Raw genomic sequence first — 24,305 nt, forward strand, 5'->3', positions numbered from 1 at the left:
TATACTATACAATGATTATTGCAGTCTGAATCGTACAGGTAATGTAAACCGACAACGAACCGGTTTACCTCTCTGCATACCCGGCTTCCACTTAGGCATGGTCTTAACCACACGAAGAGCTTCTTTATCAAGGTAGGGGTCAACGCTCTTTACAACTTTAATATCACCTATGCTACCGTCACGTTCAACAACGAACTGGAGGACAACCTGTCCCTGAGTACCGTTTTCCTGAGCGATCGGCGGATATTTGATATTCTTGTACAGGAACTGGAGACAAGCAGGCATACCACCCGGGAATTCAGGTGCATTTTCTACTACTTCAAAAATCTCTTGTTCCGAGGGTTCTTCTTCTTTTACCTCAACCGGTACATATTTTACTTCCACTTTCTGTCCGGTATCCTCTGTTGAAGCAATGGCTGTTTCTTGTACATCAGCCTCGTCATCAACAATCTTCAGGATTTCAGCCTGTTTGGGAACCTCGACAGGAGGTGGGGCCGGTTTTTCTTCCTGTTGTGTGATAGGAATCATTTCCTCTTCAAACTCAATCTGGGCTACCGCCTGGCTTGTATCGATCTTTATATCACGCTCCGTCCATTCGAACGCAACGAATATAAAGGCGAGCACCACCACGTAACCGATCAGCAGCCACTGGGTTTTCTTACCTTCGAGGTCTGCTTTGGGCGATTTTTTTACTTCCATAAAATTAGTATATAAAAATTGGTGTTCTTCTGGTTTTTAAGCTGTTATTGCTTTTGTGGCACAAATATAACGCAGATATTTTAAAAATACAGTATATTTGGCGAAAAAATTTAGATAATACGTTAAAAAAGGGAGTAAACCTGCTGCATAACATAATGAAAAAGATAACAATTGCAATTGATGGCTTTTCCTCGTGCGGGAAAAGCACCATGGCTAAAGATTTAGCCAAAGAAATAGGATACATCTACATCGACAGTGGAGCGATGTATCGTGCCGTTACATTATATAGTATAGAAAATGGCATCTTTCACGGTGATACAATCGATACGGATGAATTAAAACGACGTATCGGCGACATCCACATCTCTTTCCGGATCGATCCGGAGACAGGACGCCCCAACACTTACTTAAATGGAGTGAATGTAGAGAACAAAATCCGCACAATGGAGGTTTCTTCTAAAGTAAGCCCGATCAGTGCACTCGGTTTTGTCCGGGAAGCGATGGTGGCTCAGCAACAGGAAATGGGAAAAGCCAAGGGTATTGTTATGGATGGTCGTGACATCGGGACGACCGTATTCCCGGATGCGGAATTAAAAATATTCGTAACCGCCTCCGCCGAAATCCGTGCCCAACGCCGCTATGACGAACTGAAAGCCAAGGGTCAGGAAACCGGCTTCGAAGAGATACTGGAAAATGTGAAGCAACGTGACCACATCGATCAGACACGTGAAGTCAGCCCATTGAAGAAAGCCGACGATGCTTTGCTATTAGACAACAGCCATCTCACCATCGCCGAGCAAAAAGAGTGGCTGATGGCAGAATATCAGAAAGCGATAAAAGCATAAAAACAAAAGGGTGTAACCATCCGCCTGTTAGGGTGTAGCCATCCTAAAGAAAGGGTGTAGCCATCCGGTCAGTATGGCTACACCCTTTTTTAATCATACATTTGTAATCATTATGGTAAAAGTAGAAATAGATGAAGGTTCCGGTTTTTGCTTTGGAGTGGTCACAGCTATCCACAAAGCCGAAGAGGAACTCGCAAAAGGGGTAACACTCTATTGCCTGGGAGACATTGTACACAACAGCCGTGAAGTGGAACGCCTGAAAGAGATGGGGCTGATTACCATCAATCATGAAGAGTTCAAACAACTCCATAACGCCAAAGTGCTTTTGCGTGCCCATGGCGAACCACCCGAAACCTATATCATTGCCAAAGAAAATAATATTGAAATCATCGATGCCACGTGTCCGGTGGTACTCCGCCTGCAAAAACGAATCAAACAAGAGTATATGCAGGAGGACCTCGACGAAAAACAAATCGTAATTTACGGAAAGAACGGACATGCGGAAGTCTTAGGTTTGGTAGGGCAGACAACCGGCAAAGCTATTGTGATAGAAAAGCTCGACGAGGCTCGCCGGCTGGATTTCAGCAAAAGCATACGCCTGTACTCGCAGACAACCAAATCACTGGATGAATTCTGGGAAATTGTGGAATATATCAAGGAGCACATCTCTCCCGACGTAACTTTTGAGTACTACGATACCATTTGCCGCCAAGTGGCCAACCGTATGCCCAACCTACGAAAGTTTGCCGCATCACACGATTTGATCTTCTTCGTCAGTGGTAAAAAAAGTTCAAATGGCAAAATGTTATTCGAAGAATGCAAAAAAGTCAACCCGAATTCACATTTGATAGACAGTGCCGACGAAATTGACGACTCTTTACTACCCGGTGTCAATTCTATCGGTGTATGCGGGGCTACATCGACTCCTAAATGGCTGATGGAAGAAATCTCTGAAGCTATAAAGGCACAGATTAAAAGACAATGAATTAACGTTATTTAATCATACAGGGCACTCCTTTTTGTTATCTTTGCAACGTCAATTAAAAAACATGATTGTTATGGGAACAGTTAAGTGTGTTGGTATTTTAACTTCCGGTGGTGATGCACCGGGAATGAACGCTGCTATTCGTGCAGTAACGCGTGCAGCAATCTACAACGGACTGCAAGTAAAAGGTATATATAGAGGATACAGAGGCTTGGTAACAGGAGAGATCAAGGAGTTTAAGAGCCAGAATGTAAGTAACATCATTCAACTGGGAGGAACGATCCTGAAGACAGCACGTTGCAAAGAGTTTACAACTCCCGAAGGACGTAAAATGGCATACGACAATATGGTGAAAGAAGGAATCGATGCCCTTGTAGTGATCGGTGGCGACGGTTCGCTGACCGGAGCACGCATCTTTGCACAAGAGTATGACATTCCATGCATCGGACTTCCGGGAACCATCGACAATGACCTTTACGGCACCGACACGACCATCGGATACGATACGGCGCTGAACACTATTTTGGATGCTGTCGACAAAATCCGTGACACGGCCACTTCTCACGAACGTCTGTTCTTCGTTGAAGTGATGGGACGTGATGCCGGTTTCCTGGCATTGAACGGTGCGATTGCTTCCGGAGCAGAAGCTGCCATCATCCCCGAATTCAGTACAGAAGTCGACCAATTGGAAGAATTTATAAAGAGCGGTTTCCGTAAATCAAAGAACAGCAGTATCGTACTGGTAGCCGAAAGCGAACTCACCGGAGGAGCTATGCATTATGCCGAACGCGTGAAAAACGAATACCCTCAATACGACGTCCGTGTCACCATTTTAGGGCACTTGCAGCGCGGGGGTAGTCCGACGGCACACGACCGTATTTTGGCCAGCCGTCTAGGCGCAGCCGCTATCGACGCTATTATGGAAGATCAACGAAATGTCATGATTGGCATTGAACACGACGAGATTGTATACGTTCCGTTCAGTAAAGCCATCAAGAATGATAAACCTGTCAAGAGAGATCTCGTCAATGTATTGAGAGAACTGTCTATTTGATAGCAGTACAACAGTAATAAGATAAACGGTGGACGGTAAACATACATGTTTATGGTTCACCGTTTATCATTTATCGGCAAGAAGCCCTTTTCCGACAAGATCCGTTCCGTCTCTTCCCATAGCTGTGCCCTTCGGTCAGGACGGGTATATTTTTCCGGTAGAAGACGACAATGATTATTCAAATTAAACGTTGCCGTCCGTCCCTCCACTTCCGCATCGAGCAATAATCCGATTGCAGTAGCTGCTCCCTGGAGGGGAGTACGTATAAAAGGACGGAAAAAAATGTCTGTCAGCGGATCGAACCACTGGTCCATCCGTATGATATTGGTAGACACAATGCCCGGATCGGCCGCATTGACAGTAATCCCGCGTGCCCGAAGACGTTCAGCCAGTTCAATGGTAAAAAGCAACAAAGCAAGCTTGGTATTGCTATAGATAGGAATACGCCAGAAACTTCCCTTTCTCCCCCAAAGAAAAAAATCCGGGAAATCCAGTTTACCGATTGCATAGGTACAAGACACCATATTGACAATGCGGGTTCCCTCTCCCATCAAGGGAAGCAAAAGACGCGTCAAAAGATAAGGACCTACATAATTTACACTGACCGTCCGCTCTAAACCATCTTCCGTAATGTGCAATCCGGTTTCCATGGTCCCGGCGTTATTCATCAACAAAGCGACAGGAGTCTTTTGCCGTAACATCCGGTCGGCAAAAGCCCTCACCGAAGCCAGTGAAGCAAGGTCGATCTGCCATACCTCTATCTTTTCATTTCCCGTTTCTTTCACCAACTCCCGGCATTTGGTTTCAGCTTTTGACGATGAATAGCAGGCCATAATTACATCATACCCCGCACAAGCCACGGCACGGGTAATCTCCGTTCCCATCCCGCCGTCGGCACCGGTAATAACAGCAAGTTTACGTTCCATCATTTATTCTCCAACTGTTCTATTTCTTTTTTCAGGCAAAGAGGAAGTTCTTCTGTCAGATGCTGATGGCAAGCCATTTCGATCGTGTACATCCTCCCAATGCAATAATTACTATGACCGCAATTACAGCGTGCTTTCTCTTCCCGACGCATCCGATTGACAAACCCCGGTTCGTTGAGTAAAGCACGTGCCATCTGCACGGCTTCGAACCCTTCGTTCAGCACTTCATCTATTTTCTCACGGGAAACAAGTCCGCCGACATAGATCAAAGGAATTTTAATTTCCGAACGAAACTTCAGAGCATCTTCCAGAAAATAGGCTTCTTTGAAAGGAACAGTCGGTATCATCATCCTCCCCGCCAATTTGACGCCGAACTTCAACCACCAACAATCCATATAATGTGTCAGGGTCTTGATAGGCATGGCCCCACGCATGACGTACATAGGGGCTTTACTGACAAATCCTCCGCTCAAAACCAACGCATGAGCCCCCAAAGATTCGAGTCGCCTGGCTACCTCGAGCGTCTCTTCTATTTCCATTCCGCCCCGAAAGCCATCACGCATATTCATCTTCACAAATACTGCCAGATCCTTACCGGCCGCCTTCATCACCTCGTTCATCACCATCGTCATGAAACGCATCCTATTCTCCAACGATCCTCCGTATTCATCTTTCCGGTGATTGGTATAAGGCGACAGAAACTGACTGATCAGATAGCCGTGTCCCGTATGTACCTCGACGGCATCAAAACCGGCTTCGCGAGCCAGGCAGACAGCACGCCCGTAAGCTTTTGCCATCTCCGGCAACTCTTCGCGTTTCATCCCCCGCACCCAAGTAGGCGAATAAATATTGAAACCTGACGAAGCAGAAATTGGGGTAACTCCGCAAATACTCTTATGAGACATATTGCCGCAATGCCCTATCTGTATGCTGGCGGCGGCACCTTCGGCATGAATAGCGGCAGTCACTTCACGCAAACCGGGAATAATTTCCGGACGGAGCCACAATTGCCGTGGAAACGACAGTCCGCTGCGTGTTACCGAAGCATAGGCAATGGTAGTCATTCCCACGCCTCCGGCGGCCACAGAACGATGGTAATCGAGTAACATGGGGGAAGGAGCATTTCCCGGGCACATGCCTTCAAAAGCCGCCGAACGGATGGTACGGTTACGCAAAGTGAGCGGTCCGATGGTAACCGGCGTGAAAAGCTTAGAAGCAGAATGTGTGTTCATAAGTACTGTGTATTTTAATATAAGAAAGGAAAAATTCGTTTCTTCAATCCGACCTGCGTCCCAAACTCTTCCCGATAGCGATGCCAGATAGCATCTGCTCTCGGAACAAGATTGGCAACAGTCCACCAGGCGAAAATACATCCGGACAAAGACCAAGTGAGAATAGCCCAGCCTACCCACTCTACAATTTCACCCAAATAATTGGCAGAGGTCACATATCGATACATGCCTCTTTGAGGAAGGTAATGACGGGTATCTCCGGGAGCACGCAGATGACGGATGACTGAATCCGAATGCCAGTTGATCCCCATTCCGGCAAAAAATAAAAGGGTTCCTATCCAAAAGCAAGGAGTCAGCAACCATCCGGGTGTATAATAGTCCGAGGGAGCAAGATAGAATATCCATTCTCCCTGCATCAGTCCGTTGAGAATATTAAAGATCACTCCCATCAAAAGAATGAGTACCGGCATCTTGCTCTTTCCTTTCATCAGGAAAGGAAAAACAAAAGCCCTTTGGAAGTAATGTAGTTGGAAAAAAAGAAAGAAAGTGAGTTCGACAGGTAAAAAACGTCGGTCGGAATGCCACCACAACCATCCCATAACCAGAAAGACAGGAGCTTCCATCAGAATCCAGGCTATCTTATTATTCACCGAGATTCCCCAGGAACGGCTGCGAAACATGCCATATCCCGCCCTGACAAAATAAAGGGCTATGAATACGACCAAAGCCACCAGGCCCATTACTAAAAGAAGCAGATTAAAGCTTTCTATACTCATATCCAAGATTTTATACAAGGACAAAGTTAAAAGAAAAACTTTAAAGGGACAAATAGTTTACGAAAATAAAGCAAGCGTATCACAAAAGTCTGTTCTACCACAGATTGGCAGACGGTACAAACATAGAACTGACAGCTAATCAATGCCGGTACCGGTCTGTGCAATCTGTAAATCTGCGGTGAACTTCTGACTTCAAGCTTCTCTTTTACCGTTTCTTTAACGGTACATATTGTTCTTCTTCCAACACATTTTTATAAGCCGGACGAATGATACGTTTACCTTCAAAATTCAACTCTTCGTTGCGATGGGCACACCAACCCACGATACGCGCCATGGCAAACAAGGGGGTATAGATTTCCTGCGGCAGGCCAATCATCTCATAAACAAAACCGGAATAAAAATCAACGTTGCTGGATACTGTTTTCCCATTATTCTTAATCTTACCGAAAGTAGCGATAGCACGTTCTTCCAAAAGTTCAAGAAAAGCAAACTCCCGTTCACGACCTTTCTCGTGTGCCAAGTCACGTGCGAGTTCCTTCAGCAACACAGCTCGCGGATCGGAAATGGTATATACGGCATGCCCGATGCCATATATCAATCCGGTCTTATTGTAAACCTCCTTATTCAACATACGGGTAAAGTAAGTATCGATTTCGTCTACATTGGTCCAGTCCTGAATATTTTCCTGTAAATGATGGAACATATCGGCTACCTGAATATTGGCTCCTCCGTGAAGCGGGCCTTTCAGCGACCCGATGCCTGCGGCAATGGCCGAGTATGTATCTGTACCGGTAGACGAAGTTACCCGGACAGTAAACGTAGAGTTGTTACCTCCTCCGTGCTCTGCCTGAAGCACCAACAAAAGGTCGAGTGTACGCGCATCCAGCTCGGTATAATCGCGTTTCAGCATATAGAGAAAGTTTTCGGCAATCGACAGATTCTCCTGCGGATGACGAATGTGTAACGAACGCCCGAAGGTGGCATGACGCAACATGTTAAAAGCATAAGCAATAATGGTCGGGAATTTCGAGATCAGATCGATGCTCTGACGCATCAGGTTGTCACGTGAAGTATCATCCGGATTAGGATCGAAACGATACATCTCGAGTACGCTGCGCGCTAGAATATTCATAATATTGTTTCCTTCAAGTTCAATGATATTCATCTTGGTCTTCTGCTCCAAAGGCATATTATCATTGATCAGCTCGCGAAACGAAGCCAGTTCTTCCTTATCGGGCAAACTGCCGGATAACAGCAGGTAGGCCACCTCTTCAAATCCGAAACGTTTTTCTTTTAAAATGGCGTGGGCTAAATCTTCCAGGTCATATCCACGGTAAAATAACTTTCCCGGGATCGGCTTCAGACCACCTCCGGGGATTCGTTCGTATCCTACGACATTACCAATCTTAGTCAATCCGACCAATACACCTGTACCGTCTTCATTGCGAAGCCCCCGTTTAACGTCAAATTTTGGAAACAATTCGTTATCAATCCGGGTACAATCCTTCATTGCCTCGGAGAGTTTATAAATCAAATATTCTTTTTTCATGTCCTGAAGGTATTAATTTTTAATTCGGTTAATGATTTCCCGGGTAAATTCCGAAGTAGAGAGCGGCTGGCCTTTGTGCATGAAACGTGCCAGGTCATTAGTGGCTTTCCCCTCGGCAAAACTGGCTTCAAGCGCCTCGACGATAAGATCGGCGGGTTCTTGCCAGCCTATATATTCAAGCATCATAACGGCCGAAAGTATCAGTGAACAGGGATTCACCACATTCTTTCCGGCAATATTGGGGGCTGTCCCATGAGTGGCCTCAAAGATGGCGTGTCCGGAATCATAATTGATATTGGCTCCCGGTGCAATACCAATGCCACCTACCATCGCAGCCAGTTGGTCGGAAATATAGTCTCCGTTCAGATTCAGAGTGGCAATGACCGAATATTCTTCAGGAATCAAAAGAGTGTTCTGCAAAAAGGCATCGGCTATACAGTCTTTGATCACCAGTTTACCTGAGGCAAGAGCATCTGCAAACTCCCGCTCAGCCAATTCGTACCCCCACTTCTTAAAACCTCCTTCTGTGAATTTCATGATATTACCTTTGTGCACCAAGGTGACCGAGGGCAATTCATGCTGCAACGCATAACGGCAGGCAGCGCGTACCAGACGCTCCGTCCCCTCACGCGAAACCGGTTTCACACCAAAAGAAGAGGTTTCGGGGAAACGTACTTTACTGACTCCCATCTCTTCGTGCAAGAACCGGTAGAACTTCTTAGCTTCCGGAGTGCCTGCTTCCCATTCGATACCGGCATAGATATCTTCCGTGTTCTCACGAAAGATGTACATTTTCACCTTTTCGGGCTCTTTGACCGGAGACACCACTCCGCGGAACCAACGTACCGGACGCAGGCAGACATATAAATCGAGTGTCTGGCGCAAAGCCACGTTTAACGAACGTATTCCTCCTCCTACCGGAGTAGTCAACGGTCCTTTGATGCCTATCAGATACTCCTTGAAAACCTCCATCGTTTCGTCCGGCAACCACGAACCGGTAGCCCGGAAAGCACGTTCACCGGCCAGTACTTCTTTCCATTCGATGCGCCGGACACCACCATACGACATGTCTACCGCCGCATCTACTATCGCCTGCATGGCCGGAGTTATTTCCGCTCCTACTCCATCACCCGTTATAAAAGGTATTGTCGGTACATCCGGCACTGACAATACTCCATTTTGCTGTTTGGTAATTTTACTCATCTATTTATCTTTTTATATACTCCTCCAATCGTGTTCCGAAGTAAAGGTTCGTTGGTTTAGAACCAACACTCCTTACCTTTTAAACTAAAGGCCCGTTGGTTTTAAACCTAAGTCCTATTGATTTTCAAACCTAAAAGCGGGCCGCTGAAAGCCTCCTGAAGGCTATTTTGCATTCAAAGCAGAACCGGCACGGAACCAGCTGATCTGTTGTTCATTGTAAGTATGTTGTACAGCGAACCGTTCTTCCGTACCATCTTCGTGGTGCAATATCACCTCCAGATTGCGTCCGGGTGAAAACTCTTTCAATCCGACTACCGAGATCAAATCGTGCTCACGAATCCGGTCATAATCGGCCTTGTCTGCAAATGTAACAGCCAGCATACCTTGCTTTTTCAGATTAGTCTCATGGATACGGGCAAAACTCTTAGCCAGGATCACCTTTACATGAAGGAAACGCGGTTCCATAGCGGCATGCTCACGACTGGAACCTTCACCGTAATTTTCTTCGGCCACAACGATGGAAGAGATACCGTCCGCCTTATACTGTTTAGCCGTACCCGAAACAGTTTCATAGGTATTGGTCAAACGATTCCATACCTTATTCGTTTCGCCATTGAAAGCATTCACCGCTCCCATCAGCATATTATCAGATATATTCTCCAGATGCCCCCGGAACCGAAGCCAGGGACCCGCCATCGAAATATGGTCTGTCGTACACTTACCCTGTGCTTTGATAAGCAACGGCATATTGAGAAAATCATTGCCATCCCACGCGGGGAAAGGAGTCAACAACTGCAACCGTTGAGAATCGGGAGCCACTCTGATCTCGTTTTTCTCACCGCCGGGAGCCTGATATCCCTGATTACCAGCTACAAATCCGGCTGATGGAAGTTCGTCACCTTGAGGTTCACTGAGTTTCACCTTTTCACCGTCATGATTCACCAAACGGTCTTTCAGCGGATTGAAACAAAGGTCTCCGGCAATAGTCAATGCCAAAACAATTTCAGGAGAAGCCACAAAAGCAAAAGTATTCGGATTACCGTCGGCACGTTTGGCAAAATTACGGTTAAAGGAAGTCACTATCGAGTTTTTACGGGTCGGATCGTCCGTATGGCGTTTCCACTGTCCGATACAGGGACCACAGGCATTAGCCATAATCGTAGCTCCCATCTTTTCGAACACATCCATCATGCCGTCACGCTCGGCCGTAGCACGAATCTGTTCGGATCCCGGATTCACAATCAGCGGTGCCGCCACTCCCAGATTCTTTTCATTCACCTGCCTGGCAACAGAAGCGGCACGGCTGATATCCTGATAAGAAGAGTTGGTACAAGATCCTATCAACCCCACTTCCATCTTCCGGGGATAACCGTTTGTTACCACTTTCTCTGCAAACTCTGAAATAGGAGTAGCAGCGTCCGGAGTAAACGGACCATTAATATAAGGTTCCAGTTCGGAAAGGTTTATCTCAATAACCCGGTCATAAAAATCGTCCGGTCGTGCCATCACTTCGTCATCTGCACGCAAGTCGGCAGCTACACTGTCAGCCATCGCAGCTACTTCTTCACGTCCGGTTGCTTTCAGATAAACAGCCATCCGTTCATCATACGGGAATAGTGAAGTGGTTGCCCCCACTTCGGCACCCATATTGCAGATGGTGGCCTTTCCTGTAGCCGATAGCGAAGCTGTACCCGGGCCAAAATATTCGATAATGGCATTCGTCCCACCCTTCACGGTCAAGATGCCCGCCAGTTTCAGTATCACGTCTTTCGGAGCTGTCCATCCGTTCAACTCTCCTGTCAAACGGACTCCAATCAGTTTTGGCATCTTAAGTTCCCACTCCATACCTGTCATTACATCCACAGCATCGGCTCCGCCTACACCGATAGCTACCATTCCGAGACCTCCTGCATTGGGAGTATGTGAGTCTGTACCGACCATCATCCCACCCGGAAAAGCATAATTTTCAAGTACTACCTGGTGAATGATACCCGCTCCCGGTTTCCAGAAACCGATGCCATAACGGGAAGAGACATCACGCAGAAAATCGTACACCTCCCGATTGGTTTGTGTAGCAGTTTCAATATCACGTTCAGCCCCCCGATAAGCTTGTATCAGGTGGTCGCAATGAACCGTGGAAGGTACTGCCACCGCTTCTTTACCCGCATTCATAAATTGCAACAGAGCCATCTGAGCAGTAGCATCCTGCATAGCAACGCGGTCCGGGCGAAAGTTGACATAGTCTTCACCCCTTTCATAATTTTTTAAATCCGCCACATTATACAAATGTGTATACAAAATCTTTTCAGCCAACGTCAAAGGACGTTTCAAGGCTGCACGAACATGCTCCATCTTCCCTTTATAGGAAGCATAGAAGCTCTTCAACATATTCAAATCATATACCATAACAATTTCGGTTTTATCTGTTCTTCTATTTATTATAACCAATAATATGAAAGAAAGGTTTAACAAATTGAAATGTTTATTCCAACCCGGAAACAGAATTGTTATCTTTGCGGGAAATTTTGTGAGAAGCTATAAGTATAGCTGCTACAAATCAGATGCTACAAGCTACAAGTGACTGTGACAGGTTCTGCATAATTTTCGTAATTTGTAGTCATTCCATAACTATAGTTCTTAGCATATAACTTACAGCCAATCAAGATGAATGATAATAAAATAAAGTCTTCTTCTCCACTCAGTGATCTTCAGCATCAGCAACTTTTGCTACGCATGGAATATGAATACGAGAAAGAAGAATTCCGCCGGCAGACAGAGACGATGGGCATTGCACGGAAAGTAAAACGAGGGCTCTGCTGGTATCCGGTCGGGACGGGACGGAGTTTCTACAATTCACTGAACCAATTGGTCATCGAAATAGAAAGGAAAGAAGATAAAGACATCGAACATGTATTCGAATTCGGACGTCCGGTTTGCTTTTTCGAACAGGGATATGACGGAAAAATACATTATTTCAATTCCATCTGTACAGTCAGTTATGCCGACGAGGAGCGTATGGTAGTAGCCGTACCCGGTGCCGGATCTCTACTTGAAATACAAGGAGCAGAACGTCTGGGAGTACAACTCTATTTTGATGAAACCTCCTATCGTACCATGTTCGAAGCGCTGGAAGATGTGATTCGCGCCAAAGGCAACCGCCTTGCCGAACTACGTGATATATTGCTAAGCAAGCAACCCTCCTGCTGGAGGGCAACCTATCCGGTCCGTTTCCCTTGGTTGAACAGCACTCAGGAAGCAGCAGTCAACAAAGTACTTTGCGCCAAAGACGTAGCCATCGTTCACGGTCCTCCGGGGACCGGAAAGACCACCACTCTTGTAGAAGCCATCTACGAGACCTTGCACCGCGAAAATCAAGTCCTGGTCTGTGCACAAAGCAACACGGCCGTCGACTGGATTGCCGAGAAGCTGGTGGACCGCGGAGTACCTGTATTGCGTATCGGCAATCCGAGCCGGGTAAATGACAAGATGCTTTCATTTACTTACGAACGCCGTTTCGAGGGGCATCCGGCCTATACCGAACTCTGGGGAATACGTAAATCGATCCGGGAAATGGGAAACCGGATGCGCAAAAGCAGTTACTCGGAACGGGAAGCTGCACGTAGCCGCATCAATCATCTGAGGGAGCGTGCCACGGAGCTGGAAATACAAATCAATGAAGATCTGTTTTCGGGGGCACGGGTCATCGCTTCCACATTGGTCAGCAGTAACCACCGTATCCTGACCGGCCGGCGATTTACCACACTCTTTATCGACGAGGCAGCACAAGCCCTTGAGGCTGCCTGTTGGATAGCCATCCGAAAAGCAGACCGCGTCATCTTTGCCGGAGACCATTGTCAGTTGCCTCCCACAATAAAATGCATAGAAGCGGCCCGGAACGGGTTGGAACAAACATTAATGGAAAAAGTAGCAGCCAACAAGCAGGAAACGGTCTCACTCCTGAAAGTTCAGTACCGCATGCATCAGTCTATTATGCAATTCTCCTCCGAATGGTTCTACCAAGGCGAACTACAAGCCGCCCCCGAAGTGACCAACCGGGGGATACTCGATCTGGACCTGCCCATGAGTTGGATTGACACCTCCGAAATGGAGTTCCACGAAGAATTTGTAGGAGAAAGCTTCGGCCGCATCAATAAACCGGAAGCAAACTTATTGTTGCAAGAACTTGAAGCATACATCCGCAAAATCGGTGAGAAGCGTGTATTGGAAGAGCGTATAGACTTCGGCCTTATCTCCCCTTACAAAGCGCAGGTACAGTATCTGAGAGGAAAACTCAAAGGCTGTTTATTCTTCCGCCCCTTCCGTAGCCAGATCACCATCCATACAGTAGATGGTTTTCAGGGACAGGAGCGTGATGTCATTTTCATCAGCCTCGTCCGCGCTAACGAAGATGGACAAATCGGTTTTCTCAACGACTTGCGCCGAATGAACGTAGCCATCACCCGCGCCCGAATGAAACTGGTTATATTAGGAGATGCGGTCACAATGAGCAAGCATGCTTTCTATAAGAAATTGATCGGATATATCCGGCACATCAGCCAAGGACTCTGATGCCGATCTCCTTATTTCAGTCGTAACTTCTGTTTCCATTTAAAACCATAAAATAAGGGGCTGTCGGATTTTCGGACAGCCCCTTGTTCTATAGCATAAAAACGACATCAACTTATTTCTTCAAATACCAATCCTTATCTGTCGTTCCGCCGGATTGTGCCCATGAAGCAAAACGAGGATACGACTTATCAATAGCTTCCTTCTCCGTTGTACTGAATGACTCGACATCCGACAGATGAATGGCAAACGGATAATTCTGATCGGACACATAATAGATGCCTTTATCTTTATCTGACAAATCCTGCTGGGTATTGAACAGATCCATATTTTCTTTAGAGGTTGGTCCGTGATTTACCAAATGCACCTCTGTACGGTTCTTGTCCGTATTCTGATGCAAGAAGATAAAAGGATTGTAGGGTGCCACTCCGAAAGTTTCATGATCGACTGGCTGTTTAAATTTGTTCTGAATCTTAAAAGTAGAAGTCTTAGTGTTCTCTCCCGTCTCTTCAATCGCATTGGCAAACACCGAAATGGTGGCCTGCTCCAAGTCTTTGTCTAATCCTTGTTTGTCCCATCCCGACTTTCCTTCCAATATGCTGCATTCCACATTGCTTCTATCGGTATTCAACTGATAGGCAAAGCCATTCTTAAAGAGAGCTCCGGACCACATCGCCGTAAACGTATCTTCAGCGGAAAGCACCTGATTCTTGGTATTGAACTCTAATATAGAGCTATATTTCACAATTACATCGTTCAAATCGTAATCACCCTTAGAAGGCCAATTGTCTTCAAAAGCCAAAATACCTTTATAAGTCATGCGATAAGCAACCGACGCATCATCCGGATCTATCGGATCTACCGAAGGTACATCCGGAGCAATAGCTTCAATCGGATTAGACCAGATGTTAAACATCACATCATTGTAATCCTGATCAGTCCAATCTTCAAATGATAAAACTATAAAATCATTGATCTTGAATGCAGCCGTATGGGTACGACCATCCGAATTCAAGGCAGTGGTCGAATAAAACATTCCGAGTCCTTTACCAACACTGCCGGTCTTTTCACCCTTTTTCGTAAATGCATCATTACTGATAAACCAACCTATCTTTGTTCCTTTTGGAAAAGTAGTCCCTTGGTCTTCACCATTTTCATCGATATAATGCAGCTTCACACACTCTCCGCCTTTTATGCCGACTCCGGTTTTCGTGTTGGGAAACACCACATATTTCCTAGCATTCTCTATCTGTTTTTTAGCCGCTCCTTCCGGATAACAATAATATCCGAAAGCACTGTACGCAGCACTTGTACCTCCGACAAAACGTACCTTCACTTCAGCTCCCAATTCATCGTTGATAACAATGTCAGCCGATTGTCGATATTTCGGAGGACAATTTCCACCTTCCGGAATTGTTTGATTAATCGTCTGATAAAACGAAGAAGTCAATTCTATTACCCCTTCACTATCCAGATAATTAGGGCGTCCCTTCACGTTCCAACTTCCTAAAGTATAAAATCCCTGAGGCACTGTCTGATACTCGCCTTCGGCACGTGTCTGAACAGACTCCTCTGCCGCCGTATCCCAATTTATATCGGCTGTAATCGTATTCCCTACTACTTTAGTCTTATACAACATCGGCACTCCGATATAAGAAGTATAGATATAAACCTCCTCCCCATAGGCCGGTACCGTCTCCTTGGCACGATATTTTCCGGTTCCATCAGTCATTCTCACAACTTTAGGAGTGACATCAGTACGTTTCACCACCTGCCCATCGGCATCTGTCGTCAACGGATTTTCAAAATAGAGTTCAAACAGAATCTGATAATCTTTCGCAGGAACATCATACTTTAGATCCAATTGGACATCCTGAGTAGTCGCAAAATCAAAAGAGTTAGGCACTCCTGATGTTTTATCGTCCGGTTTATAATGATCTTTTTCATCAATACAACCTGTTACTGCATACCCTAGTAAAAAAGCACTCAGTAATGTAGCCAGCATCCCTTTCATTGTATAAATACGATTTTTCATATGATATAATATTGTTTGTTGTTTGATCAGGGCACAAAGATATATATTAAACTTGATTTATCTATCCAAACAATCTATCTATTTTTCATATTCTACAACATACCATTCTAACAACTCAGACACAAAACACTAATTACAAGCAAAATAAAAGGAGGAAACAGCAGTTTCCTCCTTTTATCATAAGTTGTATAATCTATTCAGATCAATTATTCTCCGGACGAAGTTTACGAACAGTAACAGCTGTCTGCCACATTTCGCTTTCACGCAATGCCTTCAGTTCGGCCTCCAGTTTCTCGCGATAATCCGGTTTTGAATTAGAGTCGATAGAGATCTGTGCCTCGTTACCGGTCTTTACACTATTATATAATTTCTGAACAACGGGTTTAATAGCATCGTGGAACGGGCCCATCCAGTCAAGAGCACCACGCTGAGCCGTAGTCGAGCAGTTGGCATACATCCAGTCCATACCATTCTTAGCAAACAGCGGCATCAATGACTGAGTTAACTCCTCAACCGTTTCGTTAAATGCCTCAGATGGAGTATGACCGTTCTCACGCAAAACCTCATACTGAGCCAACAGCAAACCTTGTATAGCTCCCATCAGCGAACCACGTTCACCTGTCAGGTCGGAAGTAGCTTCACGGACAAAAGTCGTTTCAAACAGATATCCGGAACCTACACCGATACCCAATGCGATGGTTCTCTCCATAGCTCTGCCGGTAGCATCCTGATAGATGGCATACGAAGAGTTCAGTCCGCGACCTTCAAGGAACATCGTACGGAGTGAAGTACCCGAACCCTTCGGAGCGACCATAATGACATCGATATCTTTCTGTGGAACAACACCGGTGCGATCGCTCCATGTAATTGCGAAACCGTGAGAGAAATAGAGTGCTTTCCCGGCAGTCAGGTAAGGTTTGATAGTAGGCCATACAGACATTACGGCAGCATCTGACAACAGACACATAATAATAGTACCTTTCTCGCATGCTTCTTCGATGCCGAACAGTGTTTCACCCGGAACCCAGCCGTCTGCCACTGCTTTTTCATATGTTTTTCCCGGACGCTGACCAACGATTACATTGAAGCCATTATCGCGCAGGTTCAGTGATTGACCCGGTCCCTGCACACCGTAACCGATAACAGCGATTGTTTCATTCTTCAATACCTCACGAGCTTTTTCCAAAGGAAATTCTTCACGGGTTACTACATTTTCCGTAACACCGCCAAAATTCAATTGTGCCATTTTTCTTTTTGTTTTAAAAGTCTTGTTCCGTTCGGACGAAAACAAAACCGATTATTAATAATTAAACTTATATTCTTTATCTTACAGTGCAAAACGCCAACCGACATTTAGCTGGACCACACTATTGTTTGCTTTAGGATTAGAGTCGCTTGCCCAAGATTTGTTTACGTTAATCAGTCCGATGTTATAGTTTAGAGAGATCAGCAGACCACGTTCAAACTGATAACCGGCTCCAAGCCCCACTCCACAATCAAACTTGCGAATCACATTCATGCCTATGACTGTGGTACCATAGTCGGAGGATGATTTGTTCTCTGAGTTCACATTGAAACTGAACTGCGGCCCTCCAAACACATACAGCCCCTTATATATAAATTCTTTCGCATATACCGGAACATTGATATAATCCAGTTTATCCGTATAAGAGACTCCGCCCCCTTTATATTTGCTTCCCTGCATGGAGTAATACACTCCTGTTTCTATTCCAAACCGTTCGGTCAGCATGACATCACCTCCCAGACCGATATTGAGTCCGGGACGCACTTTAGAATCCACCTCCCCGGTAGTATTTGCCAGATTCAAACCGACCTTCGGAATCAGATGAAACTCCTGTGCATTCATGCAGCAAGCAACACAGAGCAGCAAAAGAAAAACAATCTTCTTCATTTTAATCACATTTTAAACTACACAAACTTCACTTTTGCCCGGCATACAACTTCACTGCCGTTTTTCTTAATCTCGACGTGATATTCATTCTCACTTACTTCCTCTTCAAAAAAAGAAAGCTCGTCGCCATAATAACTTTCTGCCACATAGGCCATTTCAAATCGCTGAATCCGTTTCGATTTATACAAATCGATCGGAAACAAATCGAGGATATGTTCTATATAACGAATGCTGTTCACATGACCATTGATGTCGATATCGCTGTATTTAGCTGTCAACTTAGCACAAGGTTGGTCAGTAGCCACTTTGATACGCGAAGGCTTTTCGATCGGACAAGGTTCGTCACATACATAGTCCACAATACTACCGCCATGCAACGTCAGCAAATCAGCCGGCTTGCGGGTATTTAAATTAATCATGGCCCATACCGAACGGGCATATCCGATCTTCTTGCCGTCCTTGTCTATAATGGCAAAATTACGATCAGTAAAAAGACGATATACATTCTCCACCCATGTCTGTACAGTAAACTCCTCATATTGATAAGGCATCTCTTCCAGATCGATGGCCAGACGAGACAATACCCATGTATAATTGTCCTCATTCAATGTAGCGATTCCAAAGCCGCGTTCACTGGCATGAAAGCCGGCACAGTTCAACAGATGGTTGCCAAGCACCCCCATTGTCAAACGTCCGTTGAAATCTACATGAAAAGGCTCCGCAATAAACTTATAACTCCCTATCTTCTTATCGTCACTCATTCACTTTTCCTCTTTCTTGCTTAAGTTATATTTGGTCTCACGATCTGCCAGAAACTCGTTCACACGTTCAAAGCAACTGGTAGTGATTGCCACACGTCCCGAACGCACAAATTGCAACACACAATTCAATGCACTCAACTCTTCGTAGAGAGAAGTAATTTCTTCACTGATTCCATTTTTCTCGACGATGGCAAATACCGGATTCACTTCCACAATCCGTGCATTATAGCGACGAATCACCTTCGAAGCTTCCGGCTGTGACTGAAATTCGGGCATAGACACCTTATAAAGAGCTATTTCATGAAAATAGATTTCATCTTCAGTGAAATAATGTGCCTGAAGCACATCGATCTTCTTCTCAATCTGTTTGACAACCTTCTCTATCGTATCTTTATCGGTCCAAGCCGTAATAGTATATTTATGCACCCCCTTGATAGATGAAGCCGAAACATTCAGGCTTTCTATATTAATCTGCCGACGGGTAAATACTGCCGTAACTTGATTCAACAATCCGGCAAAGTTCTCTGAATGAACAATTAATGTATATAATGTCTTATCCATAATTCCTAACTTATTAGCATTCCAACAACATCTGGTTAACTGAACCTCCCGGAGGGGTCATCGGCAACACATTTCCCTCTTCAATCACACAAGCTTCCAACAGGAACGGACCGTCTGTCGCAATCATCTCGTCAATCGCATCAGCCAGTTCTTCACGGGTAAAGACTCTTTTGGCCGGTATATCATAAGCAGAAGCAATCTTAATATAATCGGGATTCAGCATGGGTGTGAACGAGTATTTACGGTTGAAGAACATTGCCTGCCATTGGCGTACATTGCCCAGGAAATTATTGTTTAATACGATAATTTTAACCGGTGCCTTCTGTTCCATAATGGTTCCCAACTCCTGAATGTTCATTTGCAGACCACCGTCACCCATAAATACACAAACCGTACGGTCCGGTCGGCCAAAGGTTGCACCGATAGCAGCCGGCAACCCGAATCCCATGGTACCAAGTCCTCCGGAAGTAATCATACTCCGGTCTTTTGAATATTTAAAGTATCGGGCAGACATCATCTGGTTTTGACCGACATCGGTCACCAATATCGCTTCATGATTGGTCGCATCGCTTACCGCACGCACCACTTCCCCCATCGAAAGCGTATCTCCCATCGGATGCAATTCCGGACGGATTACCTTTTCTTCTTCCACCTGTTCATAAGGCAGGAAACTATCCAGCCATTCTTTATGCTCGTTGGGCTGCAGCAATGCCGTAACAGCAGAGAGCGTCTCTTTACAGTTACCCAGAACCGCTACATCTGCATGTACATTCTTATTAATTTCAGCCGGATCGATATCAAAATGAATCACTTTCGCCTGCTTGGCGTACGTAGCCAGGTTTCCGGTCACACGGTCGTCAAAACGCATCCCGACAGCAATCAGGACATCACATTTATTAGTGTTCATATTCGGTCCGAGATTACCGTGCATTCCCAGCATACCTTTGTTCAAAGGATGCTCGGTTGGCAAAGCCGACAGTCCCAACAACGTACATCCGGCGGGCATATCTGCCTTTTCGATGAAAGCACGCAATTCCTGTTGTGCGTTGCCCAGTTCCACACCTTGCCCCACCAATACCAACGGGCGCTCTGCACCGTTAATTAATTCGGCAGCCGCTTTCACGGCCTCCGGGTCAGTCTCGGGTACAGGCACGTAACTGCGTATGAAATCGAGTTTCGCAGGCATATATTCGGCTTTCTCTACCTGGGCATTTTTTGCAAAGTCGAGCACTACCGGTCCCGGGCGTCCGCTTTTCGCTATATAAAAGGCGCGGGCCACCGCCCATGGCACATCTTCGGCACGACGGATCTGATAACTCCATTTTGTAATTGGCTGCGTGATGCCTACCAAGTCGACCTCCTGAAAAGCATCTGTCCCCAAAAAAGCTGTTCCCACCTGTCCGGCAATGACTACAATCGGTGTACTGTCGATCATTGCATCTGCAATACCGGTTATGGTATTGGTAGCACCGGGGCCGCTCGTCACCAGGCAAACTCCGACCTCACCCGAAGCACGGGCAAATCCCTGAGCCGCATGTGCCGCCCCTTGTTCGTGGCGAACCAAAATATGATTCAAAGTCTCTCTATGATCGTATAAGGCATCGAATACGGGCATGATAGATCCTCCGGGATAACCAAAGATCGTCTTTACACCATGATATTCCAAAGAACGCATTAATGCTTCACCGCCTGAAATTATATCTTTACTCATGTACTAAAATTTACGATTTTACGATTTACAATTTACGATTGAAACAACTCTGTGGTTAATCAATCAGTCTCACCGCTCCTTTATCGGCAGAGCTTACCATGCTGGCATACGCTTTAAGACTTTTAGGCACATAGCGTTCACGAGTGACCGGAGTCATCGGACGTGCAGCCAGTTCTTCATCGGTCAGTCGCACGTTGATAGTCCGTTCGGGGATATTGATTTCGATGATATCACCATCCTTAATCTTTCCGATATTACCTCCGGCTGCTGCTTCGGGAGAGATATGCCCGATGCTGAGTCCCGATGTACCTCCGCTGAAACGGCCGTCGGTTATCAGCGCACACTCCTTGCCCAAGTGGCGCGATTTGATATAAGAGGTAGGATAAAGCATTTCCTGCATACCGGGACCTCCCTTCGGACCCTCGTGCGTGATGACGACTACATCTCCGCTGACAACTTTTCCTCCGAGTATCCCATTGCAGGCTGCTTCCTGTGAATCGAACACCTTTGCCGGACCGGTAAACTTCCAGATGCTCTCGTCCACTCCGGCCGTTTTCACCACACAACCATCCTGGGCAATATTTCCTTTCAGTACGGCCAGTCCTCCGTCTTTGCTATATGCGTGCTCTATGTCTCGAATGCACCCTTCGGCACGGTCCGTATCCAGCTCTTTATAATAGACGTCCTGAGAGCCGAGCACCAGATTGAACTTTCCGGCAGCCGCACTCTTATACTTTTTAATAGCCTCTTCACATACGTTCGGGCTAGTTATATCATATTTATCTATCGCCTCACCCAATGTCATCCCGTCGATACGCACTACAGACGTATCGATCAATCCGGCTTTGGCAAGTTGTCCCATAATCCCCATGATACCTCCGGCACGGTTTACATCCTGAATATGATACTTCTGTGTATTCGGCGCCACCTTACACAAGCATGGGCTCTTGCGTGAAAGCATATCGATATCGTCCATTTTAAAGTTCGCCTCCGCTTCATGGGCTATCGCCAGCAGGTGAAGTACCGTATTGGTAGATCCTCCCATCGCGATGTCCAGCGTCATGGCATTCAGGAATGCCTCACGGGTGGCAATGCTCCGGGGAAGTACGCTTTCATCACCGTCCCGATAATATTTATAGGTATTTTCTACAATCAGTTTCGCAGCATCTTTGAACAATTGGGTACGGTTGGCATGAGTCGCCACAATCGTTCCGTTTCCGGGGAGAGCCAGACCGATCGCTTCGTTCAGGCAGTTCATCGAATTGGCGGTAAACATTCCCGAACAACATCCGCAAGTGGGACAGGCCCGATTCTCGATCTTGGAGACTTCTTCATCACTCACACTTTCGTCGGCCGACTTAATCATCGCATCAATCAGGTCCAAATGCTGTCCATCCAGTTCACCGGCTTCCATCGGACCTCCGGATACAAATACAGTAGGAATATTCAGTCTCATAGCCGCCATCAACATCCCCGGAGTGATTTTGTCACAATTGCTGATACATACCATGGCATCCGCTTTATGGGCATTCACCATATATTCCACACTATCGGCAATGATATCCCGGGAAGGAAGGGAATAAAGCATTCCGTCATGTCCCATGGCAATACCATCATCAATGGCAATCGTATTGAATTCCGCAGCAAAGCATCCCAGCTTCTCAATTTCTTTTTTCACCAGCTGACCTATTTCATGTAGATGTACATGTCCCGGAACAAACTGAGTAAACGAATTGACGATGGCAATGATAGGTTTGCCTAATTGCTCTTTTTTCATACCATTGGCTGCCCAAAGTGCCCGGGCGCCTGCCATGCGGCGACCCTGTGTGCTGAACGAACTGCGTAACTGCTTTTTCATTTCAATATTCCTTTTAAGTAAAGAGCCTTCCCCACTGTAGTGAGAAAGGCTCTAAATCATATCTTCTATCTGTACGAATACATACATAACCTTTCTCACGCTCTTGATGGAATCACCACGACGCGAATAATATGCAGGACTGCCAGGTTAATTGATGTATGATTATTCATAACTTCTATTTTCTATTCTTTGATTGCTGCAAAGGTAAGTGCTTTTTTATAAACTCCAAACAAATTGAAGAAAAAAATCACCTAAAACAAAATAATTGTAAGCAAAGCCCATCTTTAAATATGTATTTATCATTCAAAAACCTATATTCCCAACTATTTCTTATTATAATGTACTAATTTAAAACGCCGGAATCTCAGTTTGTTTTCATCAAAAGACGGATTCTTGTAATGGCTGTCACTTAAATACAAGCCGTCTTTACCTATATAGTGCAAGGTAGATATATACGTAAAATCCGGAAAACGAGTCTCCCCGATAACATCAAAATCTTCATTCAGAATCATTATAGAGAAAGATTTACGCCCATATTGCCATATATTCAGATAATTTTTCTCCCCGTCCAAATCCGCTTTCAAGTATACAAAACGGTAATAGACTTTCCGATATTTATCATAAATCAGATTTCCGTAACAAGGAATTTCTGAGCTTGCTTTCATCGCCCCATCAAAATCCTGTGGAGGATTCTCCTTGATTGCAGGCTTATCGATATATCGACTCTTTACTTTGATTTTTTTCATTTCTCCATCTTGTAGAGAAACTACGTAAATATCTTCATCAAAAAAGAAAGAGAATACAAATTGATCCTTGTCATTTAAACAGCAACTATATGAGAGTTCATTACCTAAGGATGGTTTAGTAACATCATCCGAAGACATAATAGGAGGAAACTTAATTGAAAAAGGACTGAGCACATTTTTAACCGTATCAACCACGACGTAGACAGGAGATTTTTCCATCACTTTGTTCCCTAAACGCATATTGACGGTTTGGGGTATATACATTTTCCCGTTATTAAAGTAAATAGGGCGATATGCAAAGGTTATGGCTCCGAAAGGCAATAGAGGTATCCCATCATCCGTTTTCTCTGTTATAATCTCACGTTTTTTCTTGCCCGACTCTTCCATCACAAACACTTTACTTTGTTGCAAACTGGGCAAATATATTTCATCAAAATCAATAATATGATATCCTCCGAACATACCAACACCATTAGCCCCCTCTCTATCAAAGAAGATGCTTTTCACAAACTCTCCCGACTGCAAATCATAAACACAAATCTCTGGTTCCAATTGATTCTGAAAAGTTAGGTATTCATGCCCATCTTTATCAATAAAAGGGAATAGAGCCTTTATTCCTAACGTCACATTATCGGCCAATAAATAAACAACAGAATCTTCTGTCAGTTCCAGACCGGCATCCGCAGACTCCTTCTTACCGCCGGAACAGGATATTGCCAAAATAAAAACTCCCAGAATCCCAATTATATTTTTCATGTTTACTATTATTAATCATGTAATCACCTATACCAAAGCCATTATTATTTTCCCCTAAATTAAACAATTATTTAACTGAAAATAAAATCAACAGATAAAAAATGCCCTGAGACCATTAATTAATATTTCC

The 24,305-nt window shown here is 45.2% G+C and carries 19 protein-coding genes; 4 read left to right on the plus strand and 15 right to left on the minus strand.

The window, feature by feature from the left end; translation table 11 throughout:
* Positions 1-15: 15 nt before the first annotated feature.
* Positions 16-699, minus strand: a complete 684-nt coding sequence (locus BF9343_RS17060) for an energy transducer TonB (protein WP_005790660.1) — start codon at positions 697-699, stop codon at positions 16-18.
* 155 nt (positions 700-854) lie between these two features.
* Between BF9343_RS17060 and cmk the strand changes: the two genes are divergently transcribed.
* The 3 genes from cmk to pfkA all read left to right on the plus strand — a co-directional run bounded on the left by cmk (position 855) and on the right by pfkA (position 3,583).
* The gene (cmk, locus tag BF9343_RS17065) at positions 855-1,544 is read left to right on the plus strand and encodes a (d)CMP kinase (protein ID WP_008769932.1); all 690 of its coding nucleotides are present in this window, start codon (positions 855-857) and stop codon (positions 1,542-1,544) included.
* A 112-nt stretch (positions 1,545-1,656) separates the two neighbouring features.
* Positions 1,657-2,529, plus strand: coding sequence for a 4-hydroxy-3-methylbut-2-enyl diphosphate reductase (locus BF9343_RS17070; protein ID WP_005797949.1), 873 nt, complete (start codon positions 1,657-1,659; stop codon positions 2,527-2,529).
* Between the two features lie 73 nt (positions 2,530-2,602).
* On the plus strand, positions 2,603-3,583 hold the full coding sequence (pfkA, locus tag BF9343_RS17075) for a 6-phosphofructokinase (protein WP_005790668.1): 981 nt from the start codon (positions 2,603-2,605) through the stop codon (positions 3,581-3,583).
* A gap of 56 nt (positions 3,584-3,639) precedes the next feature.
* Here the strand turns inward: pfkA and BF9343_RS17080 are convergent, their stop codons facing one another.
* The 6 genes from BF9343_RS17080 to BF9343_RS17105 all read right to left on the minus strand — a co-directional run bounded on the left by BF9343_RS17080 (position 3,640) and on the right by BF9343_RS17105 (position 11,675).
* The gene (locus BF9343_RS17080) at positions 3,640-4,509 is read right to left on the minus strand and encodes an SDR family NAD(P)-dependent oxidoreductase (protein ID WP_005790670.1); all 870 of its coding nucleotides are present in this window, start codon (positions 4,507-4,509) and stop codon (positions 3,640-3,642) included.
* Positions 4,509-5,741, minus strand: a complete 1,233-nt coding sequence (locus BF9343_RS17085; RefSeq protein ID WP_010993456.1) for an NADH:flavin oxidoreductase — start codon at positions 5,739-5,741, stop codon at positions 4,509-4,511. Before BF9343_RS17085 ends, BF9343_RS17080 begins: the two co-directional genes overlap by 1 nt.
* A 14-nt stretch (positions 5,742-5,755) precedes the next feature.
* Positions 5,756-6,517: a DUF1295 domain-containing protein gene (locus tag BF9343_RS17090; protein WP_008657484.1), complete on the minus strand. Its 762-nt coding sequence runs from the start codon at positions 6,515-6,517 to the stop codon at positions 5,756-5,758.
* Positions 6,518-6,722: 205 nt separating this feature from the next.
* Positions 6,723-8,066 (minus strand): citrate/2-methylcitrate synthase, encoded by a 1,344-nt coding sequence (locus tag BF9343_RS17095; RefSeq protein ID WP_005790680.1) that lies wholly within the window; start codon positions 8,064-8,066, stop codon positions 6,723-6,725.
* Positions 8,067-8,078: 12 nt separating this feature from the next.
* Complete coding sequence (icd, locus tag BF9343_RS17100) at positions 8,079-9,269, minus strand: NADP-dependent isocitrate dehydrogenase (RefSeq protein WP_010993458.1); 1,191 nt, start codon at positions 9,267-9,269, stop codon at positions 8,079-8,081.
* 162 nt (positions 9,270-9,431) lie between these two features.
* A complete protein-coding gene (locus tag BF9343_RS17105; RefSeq protein ID WP_010993459.1) occupies positions 9,432-11,675 on the minus strand; it encodes an aconitate hydratase in 2,244 nt (747 codons plus the stop codon).
* Between the two features lie 258 nt (positions 11,676-11,933).
* On the opposite strand from BF9343_RS17105, the gene BF9343_RS17110 reads away from it, so the two are divergent.
* Complete coding sequence (locus BF9343_RS17110; protein ID WP_010993460.1) at positions 11,934-13,838, plus strand: AAA domain-containing protein; 1,905 nt, start codon at positions 11,934-11,936, stop codon at positions 13,836-13,838.
* A gap of 112 nt (positions 13,839-13,950) precedes the next feature.
* On the opposite strand, the gene BF9343_RS17115 is transcribed toward BF9343_RS17110, so the two are convergent.
* The 8 genes from BF9343_RS17115 to BF9343_RS17150 all read right to left on the minus strand — a co-directional run bounded on the left by BF9343_RS17115 (position 13,951) and on the right by BF9343_RS17150 (position 24,175).
* Positions 13,951-15,870 carry an LruC domain-containing protein gene (locus tag BF9343_RS17115; RefSeq protein ID WP_010993461.1) on the minus strand — a complete coding sequence of 640 codons (1,920 nt, stop codon included), beginning with the start codon at positions 15,868-15,870 and terminating at the stop codon, positions 13,951-13,953.
* 202 nt (positions 15,871-16,072) lie between these two features.
* Entirely contained in the window at positions 16,073-17,116 is a 1,044-nt protein-coding gene (gene ilvC / locus BF9343_RS17120; protein ID WP_005790693.1) for a ketol-acid reductoisomerase, read from the minus strand.
* An 81-nt stretch (positions 17,117-17,197) separates the two neighbouring features.
* The gene (locus BF9343_RS17125; RefSeq protein WP_005790695.1) at positions 17,198-17,782 is read right to left on the minus strand and encodes a porin family protein; all 585 of its coding nucleotides are present in this window, start codon (positions 17,780-17,782) and stop codon (positions 17,198-17,200) included.
* A 17-nt stretch (positions 17,783-17,799) separates the two neighbouring features.
* On the minus strand, positions 17,800-18,543 hold the full coding sequence (locus BF9343_RS17130) for an acyl-[acyl-carrier-protein] thioesterase (RefSeq protein WP_005797964.1): 744 nt from the start codon (positions 18,541-18,543) through the stop codon (positions 17,800-17,802).
* Positions 18,544-19,104: an acetolactate synthase small subunit gene (gene ilvN, locus BF9343_RS17135; protein WP_005790699.1), complete on the minus strand. Its 561-nt coding sequence runs from the start codon at positions 19,102-19,104 to the stop codon at positions 18,544-18,546.
* Positions 19,105-19,117: 13 nt separating this feature from the next.
* Positions 19,118-20,815 (minus strand): biosynthetic-type acetolactate synthase large subunit, encoded by a 1,698-nt coding sequence (gene ilvB / locus BF9343_RS17140; RefSeq protein WP_005790701.1) that lies wholly within the window; start codon positions 20,813-20,815, stop codon positions 19,118-19,120.
* Between the two features lie 55 nt (positions 20,816-20,870).
* Entirely contained in the window at positions 20,871-22,673 is a 1,803-nt protein-coding gene (ilvD, locus tag BF9343_RS17145) for a dihydroxy-acid dehydratase (protein ID WP_010993462.1), read from the minus strand.
* 323 nt (positions 22,674-22,996) lie between these two features.
* The gene (locus tag BF9343_RS17150) at positions 22,997-24,175 is read right to left on the minus strand and encodes a DUF4221 domain-containing protein (protein WP_010993463.1); all 1,179 of its coding nucleotides are present in this window, start codon (positions 24,173-24,175) and stop codon (positions 22,997-22,999) included.
* Between the last annotated feature and the right edge of the window lie 130 nt (positions 24,176-24,305).

Source organism: Bacteroides fragilis NCTC 9343, from assembly GCF_000025985.1.
Taxonomy (GTDB): Bacteria; Bacteroidota; Bacteroidia; order Bacteroidales; family Bacteroidaceae; genus Bacteroides; species Bacteroides fragilis.